Source organism: Kribbella rubisoli (genome assembly GCF_004217145.1).
Taxonomy (GTDB): Bacteria; Actinomycetota; Actinomycetes; order Propionibacteriales; family Kribbellaceae; genus Kribbella; species Kribbella rubisoli.
This window is the reverse complement of the sequence record NZ_SHKR01000013.1, coordinates 668,495-689,152: the sequence shown is the minus strand read 5'-3', so window position 1 is coordinate 689,152 and position 20,658 is coordinate 668,495. Positions and strand designations below refer to the sequence as shown.

The following is a 20,658-nucleotide window of genomic DNA, read 5'->3' as shown; positions in this document are numbered from 1 at the left end:
CAGCGTCGATGTCAACGCTTTACGGCCATTACCGAAAAGATCGAGACCAGCGATCCCGACAGGCGGCAGATCTCCTTGTCAGCTGAAGCGTTCGTACGCCGGGAGGGTCAGGAAGTCGGTGTACTCGTCGGCGAGGGCCACCTCGAGGAACAGCGAGCGGGCGGCGTCGTAGCGGTCGGGGTTGCCGAGCTTGTCGATCTCCTCGTCCGCGATCCGCTCGACCAGATCCGTGGTTACGGTCTCGCCGGTGTCGAGGACGACCTGGTTGTGGCGCCACTGCCAGATCTGTGAGCGGGAGATCTCGGCGGTCGCGGCATCCTCCATCAGGTTGAAGATGCCGACGGCACCGGTGCCCTCGAGCCAGGCGGCCAGATACTGCACGGCGACGCTGACGTTGTTGCGCAGGCCGGCCTCGGTGACCTCACCCGGCGTGGAGGCGACGTCGAGCAGCTGATCGGCCGTCACGGCAACGTCCTCGCGGAGCTTGTCGACCTGGTTCGGCTTGTCGCCGAGCACCGAGTCGAACACGGTCCGGCAGGTCTCGACCATGCCCGGGTGCGCGACCCACGAGCCGTCGAAGCCGTCGCCGGCCTCGCGGGTCTTGTCGGCCTCGACCTTCGCGAACGCCTGCTCGTTGACCGCCGGGTCCTTGCTCGGGATGAACGCCGCCATCCCGCCGATCGCGTGCGCGCCGCGCTTGTGGCACGTCCGCACCAGGAGCTCGGTGTACGCGCGCATGAACGGCACGGTCATCGTCACGCTGTTGCGGTCCGGCAGCTGGAAGTCCGTGCCGCGGGTCCGGTGCGTCTTGATCACGCTGAACATGTAGTCCCAGCGCCCGGCGTTCAACCCCGCGGAGTGGTCCCGCAGTTCGTACAGGATCTCTTCCATCTCGAACGCGGCCGGGTACGTCTCGATCAGCACGGTCGCGCGGATCGTCCCGCGCGGGATGCCGATCGTGTCCTGTGCCGTCGTGAACACGTCGTTCCAGAGCCGTGCCTCGAGGTGCGACTCCATCTTCGGCAGGTAGAAGTACGGTCCTTGCCCGCGGGCGATCTGCAGCTCCGCGCACGCGGCGAAGTACAGCGCGAAGTCGACCAGCGAGCCGCTGACCGGCTCACCGTCGACCTGGATGTGCTTCTCCGGCAGGTGCCAGCCCCGCGGCCGTACGACGATCGTCGCAAGCTCCTCGTCCGGCTTCAGCGCGTAGCTCTTCGCGTCGGTGCTGAAGTCGATCCGCCGGGTGATCGCGTCGAGCAGGTTGAGCTGGCCACCGACCACGTTCTCCCAGGTGGGCGTGTTCGCGTCCTCCTGGTCGGCCAGCCAGACCTTGGCGCCGGAGTTCAGCGCGTTGATCGTCATCTTGCGGTCGGTCGGGCCGGTGATCTCCACCCGCCGGTCGATCAGACCCGGAGCGGCGGGCGCAACCCGCCACTCCGGGTCGTCCCGGACGTCCTTCGTCTCCGGCAGGAATCCCAGCGACGCCCCGGCCGCGATCTCCGCGACCCGCTGCTCGCGGCGCTCCAGCAGCTCTTTCCGCCGCCCGTCGTACGTGCGGTGCAACGTCTCGATGAGTCCGAGCGCACGCTCGGTGAGAATCTCGTCGTACCGCTCGTTCATCGGGCCGGTGACGTCGATGGACACGTGTCGCTCCCTTAGCTCAGTACTACGACTTCGTGATCGGTGATCCGGTCTACCTCGACCGTAATCCAGCCGTCCTGCTCCTTCACTTCTACCTCATCACCCGAGACGAGGAGTCGCGCTCTCGACCCGGTCACTCTGAGCGACACCGTGAACGGGCCGGCGGGCGTGAACTCCTCCAGACGACCGCGCCACGCGCCACCCTGATCAAGGTTGACCAGGTGCAGGATGTGCCGGTCACCCTGCTGGTAGAGCTGACAATCGAGTACGCCGGCACCGTCCACGCGCAGCGGGATGCCGTCGTGCCGGACCAGGTTCGCGAGCACCTTCCCGTGATCCGGGTGGTGATGCTTCGCGTACTGCCGATCGAGGTCCGCCGCGAGGTAGGCCGTACGCTCGCCGAGGACCAGAGCCGGGGTGTCGCTCTGCGGCTCCTCCATCCACGATTTCTCCGGCGGATAGATCGGGAACGGCGGAATCCAGGTCAGCGCAGGCTTGTCGGCCTCCACCACCTCCAGCTGCCCACCGAACGGCAGTACGTCGGTGTCGCCGTCGAAAACCGATCGGTCCTCGATCCGCAGGTAGCTGTGACTGTCGTAGTTCTCCCAGTCGGTCACCGTCCCGTCGCCCAGCCGCTTGCCCGCGTGCCGGACTCCCAGCAGGTCGCCCAACGCCCAGTCATCCCGGCGATCGCCCCACTCGTCGTAGAGCCCCGATTCCCCGGTCACGACCAAGCGGCCGCGGTAGGCCTGCAGCTGGGCGATCTGCTCGTCGGTCAGCACACCGACGTTCGGCACGACGATTACCTCGAAGCGGTCATCAACTTCAGTCGTAGGCAGGTACGGGATGCGTGCCCGGACGAGCGCATCCACCCACCCGCGGTAGGGCAGCTGACTCACCGTCTCCGGTTCGTCCTTCCCGTGGAAGTCGACACTGCGCTGACTCCACAACAGCCCGACCGTAGCCACCGGCTCCCGATCGACGAGGAACTCCTCGTTGGCCTCGTGCCATTCGAAGAGCGGCTGCGCCGTTGCATACTGCCGCCGGTCGTCATGCACCGACCCGATGTGGTGCCACCACGGCTGGATCCCGCCGGCCCACCCCTCGAGCGCCCACATCCGCGCCTCGGGCTCAGGCTTGCTCCCGAGCCGGAACGTCGGTACGCCGGCGTCGTACATCGCCGTACTCTCCGGGATCAGCGTGTCCCAACCGAGCAGCCCGTGCAGACGCTTGCCGGAATCCGCGTTCGCCTGGAACCCGGACTCCTCGTGCCGCCACTGCGAGTCCAGCATGAAGATCGACGCCCGCTTGCAGATCTCGACGTCGTCGCGCAGCCTCTTGCTCTGAGCAACTACTTCGCCCCCGTTCATCCCGATCCACAAGCAGTCCGGACCACCAGCGCGCCGCGTGACCTCGTTGTTCAGATCCCACACCGCCAGCCGCTGGTCGTAACTCCAGCGGATCCACTGCCGGTAGACCGGATCGGCCCAGTCCGGCGATGCCGGGAGGTCCTGCCCGAAGCTGTCGCGACAGTTCGGGCAGTAGCAGATCGAGTCCCGTCCGAGGCCGCTCCAGCTGTTGTCGGTCAACCCGTCCGGTTCAGTGCGTTCAATGATTTCCTCGAGGATCCCGGTCAGGAAGTCCTTGTAATACGGGCCTGTCACACAGGCGACGTACAACTTCCCGGCACGATAGGGGTTGCCGTCGGCATCGATCGCGAACCAGTCCGGATGCGCGTCGTACAACGGCTGGTGCGCCCGGTTCGAGTCCATCCGGGCCAGCACCGTCAGCCCGTCCTCCTGCGCGAGCTTGGCGATCTCGCCGTACAGATCGCGATCACCGAGGTACTCCGCGCGGTGCTGCAGCTCGAACTTGCTCGGGTAGTACGCGACGATCCCGCCGGCGTTGACGATCACCCCTTGCACCTTGGTACGACGCCAGTGCTCCCGCCACCACTCGGCGTCGTACCGGGCCGGATCCTTCTCGGTGAGATTCGTCTGCGCCCACCTCAAGGTCCTTTGGTACCAAGGCTTCACTTCAGACTCCGGACCGCATCGCCGGCACCGGACAGGTTCTCCAGCAGCATCTCGGAGTACTTACGACTGAGCACGACGCCTTCCGCACCGCCTTCGAACGCGGCCAGCGTCGCGTCCCGCACGGACTCGCGCGTGCAGGCGGTCAGCTCACCCTCGTTGTCGTCCCAGTTGATCTTCGTGCCGACGTCACGCGGCTTCTCCAGCCCGCGCTGCTTCGCGACGCCGACCGGGATGTCGATGTCGATCCCCGGGTAGATCGCGCTCTGCCCGCCGACACCGGCAACGGCCCGCTCGGTCTCCCGGCGTACGTAGTCCGCGGTGAAGCCCGTCTGCGGCAGCTTCTCGTACGAACCCTCGTCGAGTTGCAGCAGCTTCATCATCAGCGGGTACACGTCCTCGGGCTCCGCGTCGGCGAACAGCGCACCGCAGATGCTCTTCACCCAGGTGAAGAACCGCGGGCCGGCGCAGTTGTTGTAGATGACGACCTTGATGAAGTCCGAGAACTTCGCCATCTCCGTGTAGTCCTGGTCCGCCCGGTAGAACGGGCTGAACGAGATGTTGTGGTAGACGTGCCAGCCGACCTGCACGTCGGGCGAGATCGCCTTGGTGACGCCGTAGATGTCGCGGTACAGCTGCCGCTGGCTCTCGGTCCACAACGTCTGCCAGGACAGTACTTCGGGGAAGTTCAGCAGGATCCGCCAGAACGTCACGAACGCGCCGTCCACCGGACGCTCGCCCGCGCCGACCCGCTGGTTCCACTCGACCAGCTCGCGATATCCGCGCATCGCCCGGTCGACATCGATACCCCGATCGCGGGCGATCCGGCGGCAGTGCGTACAGAAGCAGCCGATCTCGGACACGTCGACGGTGCCCTGCATCAGCATGTTCAGCGGACCGGGCCGCTCCGAACACCAGGCCAGGCCGTCGAGCTCGTAGCTCTGGACGTAGTCCTCGACGAACCCGAGGTGCCAGTTGCGGTAGTCCGGGTTGTTGAAGCAAGGCCGCCGTCCCGGGCGTCCCCAGGCGTCGACCTCGAGCACCTTGGCGAAGTTCGGGTACGTCCGCAGTTCGCGCGCGCCGCCGCTCTCCTCCATCCACGCGAACGACTTGATGCCCCGCTCACGGGCCTTCGGGATCACCTCGCCGAGCAGGTCCAGCTCGGGGTGCTCGGGTGCGCGGCCGACGTCGCCGAGCACGGTGTTGCCGTAGTACTGCGGATGCGGGGTCGCGTAGTTACCGCCGACCCAGCCGAGGTCGTACTCCTGGACGCCGTGGTCGGGGATCGGGTGGCCCGGAATCTGCCGGCCGCCGGTTCCCCGGGTCCAGGTCGGTGTGGCCAGGAACAGCGCGTTGACCGCGCCGCGCTCGGCCAGGATGTCGAGTGTCTGGTCGACGCCTTCGTCGACGAACGAAATGGCTCCGATCTGCATGGCAACGACCCGATCGGGCACGATGCTCACCCCTTCATTCCTGTCATCGTGATGCCTTGGATGAAATAGCGCTGGGCGAAAAGGAAGACGGCGATGACCGGTACGACGGAGATCGTCGCGCCTGCCATCAGCAGACTGATCTTGGTGAAGTACTCGCCCTGGAACTGCGCGAGTGCCACCGGCAAGGTCTGCAGGTTCTCGGACGTGATGTAGATCAACGGACCGAACAGGTCGTTCCACGATTCGAGGAACGTGAAGACCCCGATCGCGGCGAGCGCCGGTTTGGTCTGCGGCAGCATGATCCGCCAGTAGATCCCGAACGTGGACGCACCGTCGATCTTGCCGGCGTCCTCGAGCTCGTTCGGAATGGTCAGGAACGACTGCCGCATGAGGAAGGTCGCGAACACCGGCGTGAGCACCTTCGGCACCCACAGCGGGTACTGCGTGTCCACCCAGCCGATGTGCTGGAAGACGATGTACTGCGGGATCAGGTACGCGATGCCCGGGATGATCGACGTGGCGAGCAGCACCATGAACGCGATGTCCCGGCCGGCGAACCTGAGTCGTGCGAAGGCGTAGCCGGCCATCGAGGCGACGATCAGGATGCCGACAACGTTGAAGGCTGCGAGCTTGACGCTGTTCCACAGGAACACCGGGATCAGGTCGAACACCTCGCCGTAGTTGCTCCACTGCGTGTCCGTGGGCAGGAATTTCGGCGGCGAGCTGAGCACCTTCGCCTCCGGCCGCAGTGACGCACTGATCATCCAGACCAGCGGCGCCAGGAACGCGACCGCGAACAACGTCATTACGACGTACTGCGAAGTCTTTCCGACGATTCTCATGAGTAGAACACCCACCTCTTCTGCAGCTTCCACTGCAGGAAGGTGACGGCCGCGATCACCACGAACAGGATCCACGCCATCGCCGAGGCGTAGCCGACCTTCCCGTAGCTGAACGCGTTCTGATAGATGTTGTAGATGTAGACGCTGGTGGCGTGGCCGGGCCCGCCCTTGGTCATCACGTAGATCAGGCCGAACACCTGGAACGACGAGATGAACTGCGTGATCAGCAGGAACAGGAAGTGCGGTGTCAGCAGCGGCAACGTGATGAACCGCAGCCGCTGCCACGCTCCGGCGCCGTCGATCTTCGCGGACTCGAAGAACTCGTTCGGCAGGCCCTGCAGACCCGCGAGCAGGATGATCATCGGGTAGCCGATGCCCTGCCAGACACTGACCATGATCACGGCCGGCATCGCCCAGCTCGAGCTCGACAGCCATTGCGGCCCCGTGATCCCGAGCTGGCTGAGCAGGCCGTTGATCACGCCGTTGTCGGGCTGGAAGAACCAGAACCAGACGAACCCGATCGCCACCACATTCGTCACGTACGGCGCGAAGTACGCCGTCCGGAAGAAGGCGACACCACGGATCGGACGAGCGCACAGCAAGGCCAGGACCAGGCCGATACCGATCGTCAGCGGGATGCTCGCCAGCGTGAAGTAGACCGTGTTCTTGAACGTCTGCAGGAACAACGGGTCGTCGGTGAACATCTCGCTGAAGTTCTTCAGGCCGACGAACTTCGGCGGCGAGATGCCGTTCCAGTCGGTCAGCGACGCGACGATCGAGACCAGGATCGGGAAGAACTGGAACGCCACCACCCCGACCACGATCGGGCTGATGAACAGCCAGCCGGTGAGGTTCTGTTTGCGGCGGGCCCGGCGTACGTCGGCCGTGTTGACGGTGTCTGAGGTGTCGCGTGTGATCGTGATGGTTGCCATCGACATCAACCCTTCAAGGCGTTCTCCACCTGTGATTTGACGCCTTGGAGAACGTCGGCGACCGGCTTCTCGCAGTTGTAGGCGGTGTCCAGCGCGGGCCGGTACAGCTCGCGGGCGCCGATGGTGTTCTTGGTCTGGTTGGTCGCGGTCAGGTGCTTCGCGGCCTCGGCGAACAGCCCGATATGCGCGGGCGCCTTCCCGTTCGGCGCCAGCTCGGCCGCCGCCTTGAGGTTGATCGGCGTGAACGCACCGCCCTGGAGCAGGATCTTGCCGCCGTCCTCACTGGCGAGGTACTTCAGCAGATCCCAGGCCGCATCGGGGTTCTTCGCCTTCTTCGGGACGCAGAAGACGATCACGCTGGACTCGGTCTTCTGCTCCACGTCACCAGGCGGCGGAGCGACGTCCCAGGTGAAGTCCTTGACCGTCTGGCGCATGTACGGCACGGTGCCGAAGGTCGCGAACATCATCGCGATCTTGCCCTGGGCAAACATCTGGTTCTGGATGCTGTCCTGCTGCAGCGCGGACCACGGCGGTTGCACCTTGTCCTTGCAGGTCAGGTCGGTCGCCCACTGCAGCGCCTCGGATTCCTTCGAGTCCGACAGCGTGAACTGCGTGCCGTCCTTGGAGAAGATGCCTGTCTGGCTGCCGTGGTTGACCGTGAACGTCTGCTCGTAGCCCGTGTCCAGGTAGACCAGTGCGCCGTACTGCTTCTTCGCCGGGTCGGTGAGCTTCTTGGCCTTGTCCTCGAAGTCGGACCAGGTCCAGCCGTCGGCCGACCACGTCGTCGGCGGCAGCGGTACGCCGGCCTGCTTGAACAGATCGACGTTGTAGAAGATCAGCCGCGGCTCATAGCCGAGGACCCACGCGGTGTGCGAACCGTCGGGCTGCAGCGGGAAGTCGAACGTCTCCTTGGCGAACTGCGACGTGTCGAGCTTGTCCTTGTCGATGTACGGCTTCAGGTCCAGCAGCGCTCCCTGCTGGGAGAAGCCGCGGACGAAGTCGTCGTTGATTCGCATCACATCCGGCGGGCTGCCGCCCGCGATCAGCGTGCGCATCTTGGTGTCGTATTCCTGGGTGACAGCGGGCTGGATGGTGACCTTGGTGCCCGATTCCTTCTCGAACGCACTGATCGCCTGCTCCAGCGGGTTGCCCTTGACCTGCTCCCAGTTGAGGAAGGTGAGGCTCTTGCCCCCACTCCCGCCTGCGTTGCCGTTGCCACCACAGCCGGCCATCACTCCGGCAGCCGTGAGTCCCGTCAATCCGGCGAGAAACCTGCGGCGGCTCAGGTTGGAGAGTTGTGTCTGCACCGGAATCTCCCATCCACATAGGGATGAATACGTATACAATGAATACGTATACACATTCGCTCCGGCGTGGTCAACGGCCTGGGGCGAGACTCTTGAGTAGGGTTCAGCATTTGGACGACGAGGGGAGGCGGGGTCGATGGCACGACCACCGACGAGTAGGGATCTGGCCCGGCTGGCGGGAGTTTCGCAGGCGACGGTCTCGCGGGTACTGACGAACAATCCGAAGGTCAACCCGGAGACGCGGGCGCGGGTCCTGCAGGTGCTGAAGGACGCCAACTACACGCCGAACGCGTTGGCGCGCGCGATGAAGACCGGGCGGACCGACACGATCGGCGTGTTCATGACGCGCGTGACCAGCCCGTTCCACGCCGAGCTGCTCGACGAGATCGGGCGCGTGCTCAGTTCGACGGGTCTGCACATGATCCTGTGGAACATCGAGCACGATCCGGAGGAGACGGTCGCCGAGGTGCTGCACCAGCGGCTCGTCGACGGGTTCGTGCTGACCTCGGCGACGTACGACTCGAAGCTGCACACGATGGCGCTCGCCTCGGGTACGCCGACCGTGCTGCTGCACCGCGGGATCGACGAGCTCGAGTGCGACCAGGTCGTCGGCGACAACTGGCAGGGCGCATACGACGCGGGGAAGTACCTCGTCGACCACGGCCACACCGACATCGGGCTCGTCACGCTCGTCCATACCGGCAACACGTCCCGGGACCGCGACCTCGGTTTCCGTGCGGCCCTCGCCGATGCCGGCGTGAAGATCAAGCCGAGTAACGTGGTGTCGGTCGGCGTACCGCATGCCGACGGTCACGCCGCCGCGGAGAAGCTGCTGTCCCGCAAGAAGCCGCCGACCGCGATCTACACGGTCACCGATCTGCTCGCCTTCGGCATCCTCGACGGCGCCCGCGCGGTCGGCGCGCGAGTCCCCGACGACGTCTGGGTGATCGGCTTCGACAACACCGAGATGGCCGCCTGGGAATCCTTCGACCTCACCTCGGTCGACCAACCCACCCACGCCATCGTCGAAACCGGCGTCAACCTCCTCCGCCAACGCATAGCCGACCCCGACCGCCCCACCGAGACGGTCACCCTCCCCTGCCCCCTAGCAATCCGAGGCTCAACCGCCAACCGCCACTAACTCAGCGCGGCAGGGGATTGAGCCGGGTCCCCAGCAGCAAAGGAAACTTCAGATAGGCAGCCCGACCCTCGGGAAACCTCCGGGACTCGGCTCGCCAAGCAGACCTGCACGCTGCAGGAAACCCTGCTCGGTTGCTGCATGCCTGCCTGACGACCACCGGGTCGACCTTGGTGATCCGCGTCCCCGCCACGTCGAGCAACGACCCCGCCTGGAGGTAGTACGACAGGGGTTTGGTCGGCTTCTCGATGTCGACATGCTCGTAGATCGCGGCTTCCACGTCCGCGATCTCATGCGCCGCGGTGCCCGCAGGAGCCGTCTCCCGGACAGCCTCGACCCCAGCGGCCGTGAAGCATCTGCCTTTCAGCGGCGCGAACAGCCCGATGTCGTGCAACATCGCGGCCACGTACAACAGGTCCGAGTCGACGTTCGCCTGAGCTCGGTCCGCGTACGCCAACGCCATCCCGAACCGCCAGGTCCGCACCGAGTGCTCGAGAAAGCCTGGCCCGAGGACCCCTGCCGCAACTCTCTTCGCCTCGGCGCCCCATCCCGTCCCCCACGGGCTGATCACCACCCCCGGAGGCAACGGCGCCCCGCGCTTGCCCAGGCAGTACGCCGCCAACTCGGCCCCGGTCGTCCCCAACCGCCCCACCACGGTCGGCAGCAACCGCAGCCTGTCCTTGGTGGTGAGAACCTCGTTCATTCCGCCTTGAGCTCCTCCGCTTCGCCCTCCGGGGCGACCTCCGTGTCCGCGCGCCATTGTTCGGCAGTCCGAAGCACCCAGTACAGCAGGAAGAGTCCGAGTAGAGCAGTCTCGATCCAGAGGATCCCCGACGACCTGGCGATGAGTCCAATGACCAGGCACACGAGCATCGAGGCCGCGATCACCCCGTAGGCGCGGGCGAAGTTCCTCCGCTCCCGCGCCCCGGCGACCGGTTCGTGACGCTTGCCCAGTGCACTCATGAAAACGATGCCGATGATGGCCGCGAACAGGAGCGCGGCCGCGGTGTAGTGCGCATTGCGGTTGAAGCTGCCCGGATCGGCCTTGAGCCAGACGATCCCCGCCAGCCAGAGCACCACGGAAGCGACAAACCCTACGGCCTGTTCCCGGCCCCACCTGGATTTGCCCTTCGCGGTCAGCCCGATGAGCAGCGCGCCCAGGAGTGCGACTCCTCCGACGACGAAGTACGCGAACATGTTGTTGGCGATGTCCACCGCCGCGCGGCGCGAAACGATCTCTGCGGACGAGCAACTGCCGGCGTTCGGGGTCGGCACGAAGGCAACCACCGGGGCGAGCAGGCCGCCGAGGTTCAGCAGCACGTCCTTGAGAGTCGTTGCGCCTTTCAGGACGATCATGCAGGCGCCGACCGTGACCAGCGCACCGATGAACACCGCGTGCACCGGCGTGTAGTAGTACGCACTGATCGAGCCCTGCCAGCAGTCCTTGGCCTTGCTGCGCTCCCGCAGGATCGCCACGGCGAGCAGAATCAGAACCGCGATCATCGCGAGCCGTAGGTAGTTGTAGGTCCTCTTCTCGAAATCGTTCTCGGCGGACATGGCTGTCCCCTCTCCCTGACGAGACTCCCCTTACCTGCTCGGATGCTCGGGAGGTCGCGGGAGATACCTTTTGGGGTTGTCAGGTGAGTTTTGGGAGGACTTCGGCGAGGACCTTGGCGTGGTCATGCGGTGTGGCCAGGCCTAGGTTCATGGTGTTGATGCAGAGGTGGGTGGCGCCTAGGTCGCGCCAGGCGTCGGCGAAGGCGGGCCAGTCCTGCTCGGGTACGGCGGCGAGGGTGAGTCGCGCCTCGATGCCGACGGACTGCGGATCACGGCCTGCTGCCTCCGCGGCTTCGCGGATCATCGCGATCTGCTGTCGGGCCCGATCGTCGGGCGCAGACTGCGGCATCCAGCCGTCGCCGATTCGGCCCGTACGGCGGAGTACCGCGTCTGCGGTGCCGCCGAACCAGATCGGGATCTGGCGCGCGGGTAACGGATTCAGGCCGGCCTCGACGATCTCGTGGTACTTGCCGTCGTACGAGATCACCGGCTCGGCCCAGAGTTTGCGCAGTACGTCGACCTGCTCCTCCAGAAGCGCTCCACGCTGTTTGAACGGCACGCCGAGCGCCTGGTACTCGACCTGGTTCCACCCGATGCCGACACCGAGCCGCAGCCGCCCACCGCTCAGTACGTCGACCTCGGCGGCCTGCTTCGCCACCAGCGCCGTCTGCCGTTGCGGCAGGACGAGTACGCCGGTCACGAGCTCGAGCTTGGTGGTGATCGCCGCCATGTACCCGAACAGCACGAAAACCTCGTGGAACAAGGACTTGTCGGTGTACCCGGTCCAGCCCGGACGGTTCGCGGGATCCGCGCCGAGCACGTGGTCGTAGGCGAGCACATGGTTGTACCCGGCCTGCTCCACGGTCGTCGTCCAGTCGCGCACGACCGTCGGATCCGCGCCGATCTCGAGCTGGGGGAACACCGCACCGATCTTCACTTCGTAGCCTCCGGCAACAAGTCGATCAATCCCTGAACAGCCAACTCGAACGGCTCCGACGAACCGGCCGCCCGAGCAAGCACGTATCCACCTTGCAGCACCGCCGCCACCGTCGCCGCGATCCGCTGCGGATCCAGCGAGTCCGGATACTCACCCGAACGCTTGCCCTCCGCAACTACCTCGGCCAGCCGCTTCCGCAACCACTCGAATGTCTCGGCAACCGGTGCCCGCAACATCGGATCGGCAATCACGTCAGGATCCGCGGTCAGCCGGCCGACCTGGCATCCCTTGAGCACGTCCCGCTCCCGCTCGAGATACCCGGCGATCCGCGCACTTGCCGACCCTTCGCCGGTCAGCTGAGCATCTGCGGCAGCCCTGAGTTCGGCCCCCGACCGCTCGATAGCAGCCTTCGCCAACTCCGCCTTCCCGGCGAAGTGGTGATACATACTCCCCTGCCCGGCATCGGCGGCCCGCTGAATCGCCTTCGGCGAGGTCCCCACGTACCCCCGCTCCCACAACAACTCCTGGGTACTTCGAATCAACCGCTCCACCGTCTCCACCCGCCCACTGTACCCACAGGTACAGCCCCGGGAAATGAAGCTGGGGAGGATCCTGCCCCCGAATCGGAACAGGATCCTCCCCAGCTCGTTGACGTCAGCTGATGGTGACGATCTTGTTGACGGTGTACGCCGGGGCGTGATCGGCATCGCCGGGGAAGTAGACGCGATAGGCGATCTGGCCGCGAACGGCCGGCTTGATGCCGAAGGCGTACTTGCCGGAGGTGCTGAGCTTGACCGAGGCGATCGACTTCCAGACCTTGCTGCCGTACTGCTGCAGGTAGACCGTCTGGCCGTAGTGCGCCGGAGCGACGTACCCGCTGAACGCGGTCGTCCCGCCGAGCCGGATCGACGCCGGCGACACAGTGGCGGAGATCGTCGGCCTGACCTGGACGGTGACGTCGGCGGTACGGGTGCCCATCAGGATCCCGTTGCCCGGGAACGTCAGCATGTAGACCGACGATACGAGCGGCTTGTGCGTCATCGACAGCGTCCCGGTCGACGACGTCTTGAGCGCCGCCAGCAAGGTGAACTTCGACGCGTTCTTCGGCCGGACATAGACGTTCACGGGCAACCCGGCGTACGCCAGGTTGTCGATCCGCAGCGTGCTGCCCTTGAGCGTGATCGAGCCGCCGTAGTTGATCAGCGTCGACGTCACGCTGATGCCCGACTTCATCCCCAGCAACTGCTTCACCGCGGTCTTGGCGCTGTAGTGCCCGGCACGGTCCTTGATCCAGGCGGCATACGTGTACGTCGTACCTTGCGCCAGCCCGGTGTCCTTCACCGCGCTCCCCGTGCCCGCGTACACGAGCGTCCCGGTGGTCGGCGTCGGCGCCTTGCTGCCGACGTTACGGCGGATGATCACCTGATCGAGGTCCGTGGTCGGCGGGATCGTCCACGACAGGTTGGCGGCCAGGTAGGCGCCGACCCCGACGAGTTGCACCGGCTGCGGAAGGAGATCCTCCGTACTGAACACCGAGGTGAACGGCACCATCGGCACCGTGGGATCGAGCGAGACGACACCGTCGGCGACGATCCGGAACGGCGTGGCCTCAGCCAACGGGGACGCGGGCGAGATCTCCGCCCGGCGGATGTCGTGGTCGTAGGTGACGGTCGCCGGGATCACCGCACCGGTCTTGCCGTTGAGCAGTTTCACTCCGCCGTTGGTGACGCTGTTCTCGTCGACGTTCCGCGGGAAGGTGACGGTGGGCTTGGCAAGGACCGAGACACCGGAGGACAGGTCCCCAGGCACCACGTCGCTAACCGGGTAGGCGGGGATCGGCGCAGTGCCCACGTTGCCGCTGGCGTTGGTGACCTTGATCGAGTACGCGCGGCTGTCGCGGGACCCGTTGGCGTTCCGGACCGAGATGTAGCTGGTCGCGTCCGGCAGCGTGGCGTAGGTGCTGGCGGTCAACGCCTGCGGGATCTCGTACCCGTCGCTGTCCACCGGCGGCTCCGGCTTCTGGACGAACGCCAGCGGCTTGAGGTCGGCGTCGTACGCCGAGACGACCGGCCCGAAGTTCTGTGCGTAGGTGCCGGAGTCGAACATCGCTCCGGTGACGTCGATGCGCACCTGGTGGGCGCCCACGGCCGGGATCTTGTACCAGTCGACATCACCTTCGACGCTGATCGTCCCCGAGGCCGCGACCCCGGCGATCAGCTCGCCCGCCCGGGCCGGCTGGTCGTTCTTGTCGGCAGCGCCCATGGCGAAGTCGGTGGTCGGTGCCCCGCCGAGGGCGGCGTAGGCGTCGAGGATGCCGGCGCCGTAGTACGGGTCGTTGCCGCGGGGGCCGGCGTCGCGGGCGGTGGCCTTGAGGCGGGCCATGACCTGCGCAGGGGTGAACGTCGGCCACTTGTTGCGGACCAGCGCGGCGACGCCGGCAACGATCGGCGAGGAGAACGACGTACCGGCGAGACCGAGGAAGTACGGCTCGTAGCCGGCCGGGGTTCCGGCGCGGGGCGAGGTGCTGGTGATGTCGTAGCCCGGGGCGGCGAGGTCGACGGAGTCGCCGTACGTGCTGAAGCTGGTCAGTACGCCGGCCGCGTTCGTCGCGCCGACCGACAGGACCTCCGGGTACGCCGCCGGATAGTGCAGCGACGAGTCACCGGTGTTGCCGGCCGCCGCGACCAGTACGACGCCCTTGGCGACCGCGTTCTGGATCGCGGTGTGCAGGATCGGGTCGTCGCCCTCGCCGCCGAGCGACATGTTGATCACCCGGACGCCGTTCTTGACCGCCCAGTTGATGCCGTTGATCACGTTCGTGTCGTCGCCCGAGCCGGTGTCGTCGAGGACCTTGACCGGACGGACCTTCGCGTTCCACGCGACGCCCGCGATGCCGAGGCTGTTGGACGTGCCGGCCGCGATGATGCCGGTGGTCGCCGTACCGTGGCCGTCGCCGTCGTTCGGCGGCAGTGCGGTGTTGAAGGTGTTGTAGCCGGGCAGCAGGTGACCGGCGAGGTCCGGGTGGCCGGCGTCGACGCCGGTGTCGAGAACACCGATCGTCTGATTGCCGGCGCTCTTCGAGAGGTCCCAGGCCTTGTCGACGCGGACGGTCGACAGGTACTTCTGGTAGTTCGCGTACAGCCAGTCGTTCGGGATGGCGGACTTCTGCCGGAAGTAGTTCAGCGAGGCTAGCTCCACCGACGGATCGGCCTTGAACTTCTTCAGCAGCTCGGGCGCCGGGGTGTCACCGGTGACCTTGACGACGTCCGCGGTGACGGACACGTCGGGCGTCCCCTTGACCTTGGCCACCGCAGCCTTGCGGGCCGAGGTCGTCGCCTTCGGCTTGAACTGCACGATCACCGACTTCGGGTCGTACTTCGGACCGCTCGCCTCGGCAGGCTGGAACTTCGCCTGCCGCACATTCGGCTCGGCGGACACCGCAGCGTTACCGGATGAACCGGTAACCACCACGACTGACCCCGCAACCAGCGCAGCCGGCAGAGCCAGCCGCAGGAAATGCGCCTTACGCAACACCGCAACTCCCAAGACCTCATAAGGGCGGATCGGGCCAGATGTGGCCCCGGCCGTAAATCGGGCGAATCTCAGTCGGCGTTACAGGTTCTGCAACTTCCTGCAATTCAGACCGGTCGAGCGGTACTTTCGCAGACGTGATCCGGATCGAGTCGTACGACGCGGCGTGGGCGGACCGGTTCGCCGACCTCGGCCGCGGGCTGCGTGACGCGCTCGGGGACGTCGCGCTCCGGATCGACCACATCGGCTCCACCGCCGTACCGGATCTCGCCGCCAAGCCGATCGTCGACATCCAGCTTCCGCGAGCCGGCCGGTGCGCCCCGGACCCACATCCACGTCCGCAAGCTCGGCAGCTTCTCCCAGCAGTTCCCGCTGCTGCTCCGCGACGCCAAACTCCCCTGGTTCTGGCAAACCATCCGCCGGGCCGACGCCTGGTCCCAATCAATCGGCTGGGAACCCGGCCCATCCGACGCTTGACCCACCTGAAGGTTGGATGGGCGCCGGTTGGTGGGGACCGATAGTCTCGGGCGCCATGAGCACCAGTGTCGCCATTGCGGTGATTACCTTCAGGCGACCTGCTCTGTTGCGGGGGTTATTGACCAGTTTGCAGGCTCAGGAACTGCCCGCGGATTCGGATTATGCGATCCGGATCGTGGTGGTGGACAACGACGCGGACGGGTCGGCGGCGGCGGTGCTGGAGGAGTTCGGCGCCGGTACGCCGTACCCGATTCAATCGGTGGTCGAACCGGAGCCGGGGATCCCTTTCGCGCGGGAGAAATCGGTCGAGCTGTGCTGGAACGACGACGCCCTGATCTTCGTGGACGACGACGAGACCGCCCCGGCCGGCTGGCTCGGAAAGCTCCTGCACGCGTGGGAGTCCACCGGCGCCGATGTCGTCACCGGGCCGGTGAAGGGCAACCTTCCGCCCGGTGCCCCGCCCTGGAACCACTACAGCGACGTACACGACTCGACCGGCAAGCACACCACCGGCGAGGAGCTCCGCAAGGCGTACACGAACAACACGCTGGTCAGCCGCCGCGTCTACCACGCGGTCACGCCCGGATTCCATCCCGCGTTCCGCTACACAGGCTCCAGCGACCTGCACTTCTTCCTCCGCGTACACCGGGCCGGCTTCCGGATCGTGTGGTGCGAAGAGGCCTGCATCGCCGAGGAGGTGCCGGTCGGCCGGACCACGCTGCACTGGCTGGTACGCCGTGCGTTCCGCTCCGGCTCCGGCGACACGATCAGCCGTTTGCTGATCCGCCCGGGCGCGATCAGCTACGTGCTGGTGCTGGCCTATGCTTCGGCCCGGGTGATCTCGGCGATCGGGTTCGCCCTCGCCGGGCTGCTGCTCGGCCGGAAGACGCACCTGCTGAAGGCAGTCCGCCGGTTCTTCTCGGGCGTCGGCAGTCTCGCGGGGATAGTAGGGATCAACCATGACGAGTACCGGGAACGGCACGGGTCCGGCCACGGCCCCGGGCCGGCCGACGGTGGCGGAGCTGTGCCGGGCGATCTGGCAGGTGGAGACGGACCTGGGGCTGCTCGAGTGGCAGACCAAAGGCGCTCACCCCTGGCCGATCATCCGGATGCGCGTCTTCCATGAGCTGACCCGCCGCACCGGCATCCACGGCGCACCCCATCCGGTACGACGCACGCCGTACGACAAGGCCGCTCTGGTCGCCAAGCATGTCGCCGGGATCGTCACCCGCTCACCGTTCCCCGGCCGGTACGACGCCCTCGTCGTACCGCATCCGCGGAAACCGAACGGTGTCGAGATCTACACCGACGAGCTGCGGGCAGCGCTCGGCGACGACGCCCTGATCCTCGACTCGGGGATCAACGGCACCCCGCTCCCCGGCAGCAAGAACCTCGACTTCTTCACCTCTGCGGCCGGCGCGATCCATCGGCGCACCGTCGACGATCGAGGCATCGGCGAGGCGCTGGAGAAACTCACCGGTGTCCGCGTCCCGGTCGGCGCGATCCTCGCCCGCGAAGTACCGAAACACCTGCGACTGCGGGCCCTGTATCGCGCGCTGCTCAAGCGACATCGGATCAAGACCGTGTACGTCGTCGTCGCGTACTTCCACCAGCACATCGTCGGCGCCGCTCGCGACCTCGGGATCCGCGTGGTCGAGCTGCAGCACGGCGCGATCAGCCCGTTCCACCTCGGCTACAGCTACCCGGGCCGGCCGACGGTCGCGGACCAGCCGGACGAGCTGTGGTGCTTCGGGTCGTACTGGACCGACGTCGCGGACCTGCCCGCAGGGATGCGGACCGAGGTCATCGGCGCGACGTTCCTGCCGGCGCCGGGACCGAAGGATCCGCGGCGGGTGGTGTTCCTGTCGCAAGGCACTGTCGGCGCGGAGCTCGTGCAGGTCGCGGATGCGGTGGCGAAGGAGGATCCCGAGCTGGACGTCGTCTATCGGCTGCACCCGAGCGAGCGTCCCGAGGACTACACGATCCCGTCCGGCGTACAGCTGTCGACCGGCGGCAGCACGCTCGATCTGCTCGCCACGGCGACGTACCAGGTCGGGGTCTCGACGACGGCGCTGTTCGAGGGCATGGCGCTCGGCTGCCGTACGGCGGTCGCGGACCTGCCCGGACACGAGTACCTGGCCTCGGCAATCGCCCGCGGTCACGCCGTACTCCTGACCACCCCTGCCCAGCTCACCGCCGCCCCCACCTGCCCCGACCCCACCGCGTACTACGCCCCGACCACTCTCACCCACCACCTCCGACCCGACCGCCCTCCGAGGTAGGTTCACCCACCGCGAGGTGGGTTCCCCACCCCGTGTGCGACCCGTGAACCCACAACAAGGTGGGTGAACCTACCTCGGGGATGAGGGGTCAGGGCTGGCGGCCGAGGAGGGCTAGGAGGCGGTCCTGGAGTGGGGCGTCGGGCGCGACGGGCACTTCGGCGCCGTACACCTCGATGCCCTCGCCGAACGCGCCGGGCGTGCGGTACTTCGCCATCAGGTCCGGCGGGATCGCTGCCGCTGTCGCCCAGAGTCGCTCGATGTCGACCGGCTCGATCGTCTCGTCCTGACCTGTCGCTCGGGCCAGATCCCAGCCGTGCAGGACGAGGTCGTCGGAGATCACCTGATCGATGTGTTGCTCGGCCGTCATCCGCCCGCCGGGCGTATCGCTCTCGGTCAACGCGGCAACGGGATCTTCGAGGACGTCCTCGATCGCGGCACGAGCCTCCTGGAAGGCACTCAGCGGATCATCCGCCGGCTCTAGCTTCCGGAAGACCGGGATCAGCATCACACCGTGCATCGTGACGATGTGCTCGACCACGTCCCGCGCGGTCCACTTCACGCATGGCGACTGGTTCGCCCACTGGTCCGGCGCCACGGCCGCAACCTTCCGCTCGAACGCCTCGGCCCGCCGCCGGTACCGCTCCGCGATCTCGCCCATCCCTGCATCTTCCGCCCACACCACGCTCCGCGGAAGCGGATCTCACCGGCCTGTCGGCAGGTACGTCGGCGGGTGGGCCGACTCTAAGGACAGGAGGTAGTGGGCTGGGCGGGACTCACACGCGCTGGCTGAGCGCTCGGAGAGCGCGAAATCCGGGACTACCTCCTGTCGTTAGCGCCGGAGACTGTCGGTGGGGCCTCCTAGGGTCGTTGGGTGCGGATGGTTGAGTTGGGGCGGACGGGATTGCGGGTCAGTGAGCTGGGGTTGGGGCTCGCCTCGATCGGTGGGATGTTCGCAGCCGTTCCGCAGCAGCAGGCGGTGGCGACGATTGACCGGGCGTGGGAGCTGGGGGTTCGTCTGTTCGACACCGCGCCGGTCTATGGGTACGGCGTGTCCGAGCAGCGGGCCGGCCTCGCGTTGCGCGGTCGATCACGCGGCGAGTTCGTGCTCTGCAGCAAGGTCGGGCGGCTGATCGAACCGGGCGGCCCGGATCTGCAGCCGATCTGGGCCGAGCCGCCGGCCGGGCTCGGGCCGAGGCTCGACTACTCGTACGCCGCGACGATCCGATCGCTCGAGGCCAGCCTGGAGCGGATGGGGATCGACCGGATCGACATCCTGCACATCCACGACCCTGAGCTCGACTACCTGACCGCGTCGACCGAGACGTTCCGGGCGCTCACCGAGCTCCGCGGTCGCGGCACGATCGGGGCGATCTCGCTCGGCGTCAACCACGCGGACGTGGCGGCGCGGTTCCTCCGCGAGACCTCAGGAGTCGACTGCATCCTGCTCGCCGGGCGGTACACGCTCCTCGACCAGACCGGCGCGGACGAGCTCCTGCCGCTGTGCGAGAAGCTCGATGTCGCCGTGCTCGCCGCCGGGGTGTTCCAGGGCGGTGTCCTCGCCGACACCGCCGACGGCGCGCCCCACGGCTACGAGCGGGTCCCGAAGGACGTGCTCCGCCGCATCGACGTACTGCGGGAGCTGTGCCGGCGGTACGCCGTACCGCTGCTGGCGGCTGCGGTGCAGTTCCCGTTGCGGCACCCCGCCGTACCGGCCGTGGTCGTCGGGGCGCGGAGTCCACGGGAGATCACCGAGATCGCGGCGTGGCTCGATCACGAGATACCCGATGCGTTCTGGGCCGGTCTAGGGTCTCGGCTATGAGGTACATGCTGCTGCACAAGACCAATGACAATCTCGAGGCGGGCAACCCGCCCGATCCGGAGATTCTCGAGCGGGCGGATGCCGTGCTCGAGGAGATGCGTCAGGCCGGGGTGCTGGTGCTCGGTGAGGGGCTGATGCCGAGCTCGCGTGGTGCGCGGGTCACATTCCCGGTGCCGGGTCAGCCGCGGGTAATCGATGGCCCGTTCGCCGAGACCAAGGAGCTCGTCGCGGGCGTCTCGATCATCCGCGTCGACTCCAAGGAGGAGGCCGTCCAATGGGCCCTCCGCTTCGCCGAGGCCGACCCCTACACCCCGATCGACATCCTCGAGATCGCCGGCTAACGCTTCAGATGAAGGATCGGGTACGGCTTGCCGATGAGTCGGGTTCGGTGCTGGAAACCGGCGGCGCGGGCGTACTCGCTCGGCTCGATCTCGCTGATCCTCACCCGGCCAGAGTGCCCTCTTCTGCCACGACGAGCGAGTCAATTGCGGCGAAGAACCGGGCGATCCCAGGAAGGTTCGGGCCCTTCTCGCTGGACGTGGCGTAGTCCTCCGGCGTCGCCCACTCGACGATGTCCAGCCACTCGTTGTCGGGGAGCTGCACCAACCGCGCGCCGAGGAATCCAGCTCGATCAGCCTCGAAGTCCTTCAGCATATCGACCCTGGCGGCCAGCAGTTCCTCGGTCTTCTCGGCCAGCACGCGGAAGCGGGTCAGTTCGACGGTGGTCAT

The 20,658-nt window shown here is 66.7% G+C and carries 19 protein-coding genes; 6 read left to right on the top strand and 13 right to left on the bottom strand.

The window, feature by feature from the left end; all coding sequences use genetic code 11:
* Positions 1–78: 78 nt before the first annotated feature.
* From aceB to EV645_RS23390, 6 genes are read right to left on the bottom strand one after another with little or no spacing between them, the layout of a single operon-like run.
* Positions 79–1,644: a malate synthase A gene (gene aceB, locus EV645_RS23415; RefSeq protein WP_130446088.1), complete on the bottom strand. Its 1,566-nt coding sequence runs from the start codon at positions 1,642–1,644 to the stop codon at positions 79–81.
* 11 nt (positions 1,645–1,655) lie between these two features.
* Complete coding sequence (locus EV645_RS23410; RefSeq protein ID WP_242000594.1) at positions 1,656–3,653, bottom strand: alpha-amylase family protein; 1,998 nt, start codon at positions 3,651–3,653, stop codon at positions 1,656–1,658.
* A gap of 20 nt (positions 3,654–3,673) precedes the next feature.
* The gene (locus EV645_RS23405) at positions 3,674–5,137 is read right to left on the bottom strand and encodes an alpha-amylase family protein (RefSeq protein WP_130446086.1); all 1,464 of its coding nucleotides are present in this window, start codon (positions 5,135–5,137) and stop codon (positions 3,674–3,676) included.
* Entirely contained in the window at positions 5,134–5,949 is an 816-nt protein-coding gene (locus EV645_RS23400) for a carbohydrate ABC transporter permease (RefSeq protein WP_130446085.1), read from the bottom strand. The genes EV645_RS23405 and EV645_RS23400 overlap by 4 nt, the downstream gene beginning before the upstream one ends.
* The gene (locus EV645_RS23395) at positions 5,946–6,881 is read right to left on the bottom strand and encodes a carbohydrate ABC transporter permease (RefSeq protein WP_130446084.1); all 936 of its coding nucleotides are present in this window, start codon (positions 6,879–6,881) and stop codon (positions 5,946–5,948) included. The genes EV645_RS23400 and EV645_RS23395 overlap by 4 nt, the downstream gene beginning before the upstream one ends.
* A 5-nt stretch (positions 6,882–6,886) precedes the next feature.
* On the bottom strand, positions 6,887–8,188 hold the full coding sequence (locus EV645_RS23390) for an ABC transporter substrate-binding protein (RefSeq protein ID WP_130446083.1): 1,302 nt from the start codon (positions 8,186–8,188) through the stop codon (positions 6,887–6,889).
* Between the two features lie 136 nt (positions 8,189–8,324).
* Here EV645_RS23390 and EV645_RS23385 point away from each other — a divergent pair, with 136 nt between their 5' ends.
* Positions 8,325–9,329, top strand: coding sequence for a LacI family DNA-binding transcriptional regulator (locus tag EV645_RS23385; RefSeq protein ID WP_130446082.1), 1,005 nt, complete (start codon positions 8,325–8,327; stop codon positions 9,327–9,329).
* Position 9,330: 1 nt separating this feature from the next.
* On the opposite strand, the gene EV645_RS23380 is transcribed toward EV645_RS23385, so the two are convergent.
* The 5 genes from EV645_RS23380 to EV645_RS23360 all read right to left on the bottom strand — a co-directional run bounded on the left by EV645_RS23380 (position 9,331) and on the right by EV645_RS23360 (position 15,354).
* A complete protein-coding gene (locus tag EV645_RS23380) occupies positions 9,331–10,029 on the bottom strand; it encodes an HD domain-containing protein (RefSeq protein WP_157997139.1) in 699 nt (232 codons plus the stop codon).
* Entirely contained in the window at positions 10,026–10,883 is an 858-nt protein-coding gene (locus tag EV645_RS23375) for a hypothetical protein (RefSeq protein ID WP_130446080.1), read from the bottom strand. The genes EV645_RS23380 and EV645_RS23375 overlap by 4 nt, the downstream gene beginning before the upstream one ends.
* A gap of 79 nt (positions 10,884–10,962) precedes the next feature.
* Positions 10,963–11,820 carry an LLM class F420-dependent oxidoreductase gene (locus tag EV645_RS23370; protein WP_130446079.1) on the bottom strand — a complete coding sequence of 286 codons (858 nt, stop codon included), beginning with the start codon at positions 11,818–11,820 and terminating at the stop codon, positions 10,963–10,965.
* Positions 11,817–12,380: a TetR/AcrR family transcriptional regulator gene (locus EV645_RS23365; RefSeq protein ID WP_242000593.1), complete on the bottom strand. Its 564-nt coding sequence runs from the start codon at positions 12,378–12,380 to the stop codon at positions 11,817–11,819. Before EV645_RS23365 ends, EV645_RS23370 begins: the two co-directional genes overlap by 4 nt.
* A gap of 94 nt (positions 12,381–12,474) precedes the next feature.
* Entirely contained in the window at positions 12,475–15,354 is a 2,880-nt protein-coding gene (locus tag EV645_RS23360; protein ID WP_242000592.1) for a S8 family serine peptidase, read from the bottom strand.
* Between the two features lie 134 nt (positions 15,355–15,488).
* On the opposite strand from EV645_RS23360, the gene EV645_RS23355 reads away from it, so the two are divergent.
* The 3 genes from EV645_RS23355 to EV645_RS43210 are packed head-to-tail and all read left to right on the top strand — an operon-like array spanning position 15,489 to position 18,110.
* Positions 15,489–15,872 carry a GrpB family protein gene (locus tag EV645_RS23355; RefSeq protein ID WP_242000591.1) on the top strand — a complete coding sequence of 128 codons (384 nt, stop codon included), beginning with the start codon at positions 15,489–15,491 and terminating at the stop codon, positions 15,870–15,872.
* A gap of 11 nt (positions 15,873–15,883) precedes the next feature.
* Positions 15,884–16,954 (top strand): glycosyltransferase family 2 protein, encoded by a 1,071-nt coding sequence (locus EV645_RS23350; protein WP_130446077.1) that lies wholly within the window; start codon positions 15,884–15,886, stop codon positions 16,952–16,954.
* Positions 16,938–18,110: a hypothetical protein gene (locus EV645_RS43210; protein WP_130446534.1), complete on the top strand. Its 1,173-nt coding sequence runs from the start codon at positions 16,938–16,940 to the stop codon at positions 18,108–18,110. Before EV645_RS23350 ends, EV645_RS43210 begins: the two co-directional genes overlap by 17 nt.
* 88 nt (positions 18,111–18,198) lie before the next feature.
* On the opposite strand, the gene EV645_RS23340 is transcribed toward EV645_RS43210, so the two are convergent.
* Positions 18,199–18,768 carry a TIGR03086 family metal-binding protein gene (locus tag EV645_RS23340; RefSeq protein WP_130446076.1) on the bottom strand — a complete coding sequence of 190 codons (570 nt, stop codon included), beginning with the start codon at positions 18,766–18,768 and terminating at the stop codon, positions 18,199–18,201.
* Between the two features lie 219 nt (positions 18,769–18,987).
* Here EV645_RS23340 and EV645_RS23335 point away from each other — a divergent pair, with 219 nt between their 5' ends.
* Both EV645_RS23335 and EV645_RS23330 read left to right on the top strand, forming a co-directional pair.
* A complete protein-coding gene (locus EV645_RS23335) occupies positions 18,988–19,929 on the top strand; it encodes an aldo/keto reductase (RefSeq protein WP_130446533.1) in 942 nt (313 codons plus the stop codon).
* Positions 19,926–20,270 (top strand): YciI family protein, encoded by a 345-nt coding sequence (locus EV645_RS23330; protein WP_130446075.1) that lies wholly within the window; start codon positions 19,926–19,928, stop codon positions 20,268–20,270. The genes EV645_RS23335 and EV645_RS23330 overlap by 4 nt, the downstream gene beginning before the upstream one ends.
* Before the next feature lie 100 nt (positions 20,271–20,370).
* Here the strand turns inward: EV645_RS23330 and EV645_RS23325 are convergent, their stop codons facing one another.
* On the bottom strand, positions 20,371–20,658 hold the full coding sequence (locus EV645_RS23325) for a hypothetical protein (protein ID WP_130446074.1): 288 nt from the start codon (positions 20,656–20,658) through the stop codon (positions 20,371–20,373).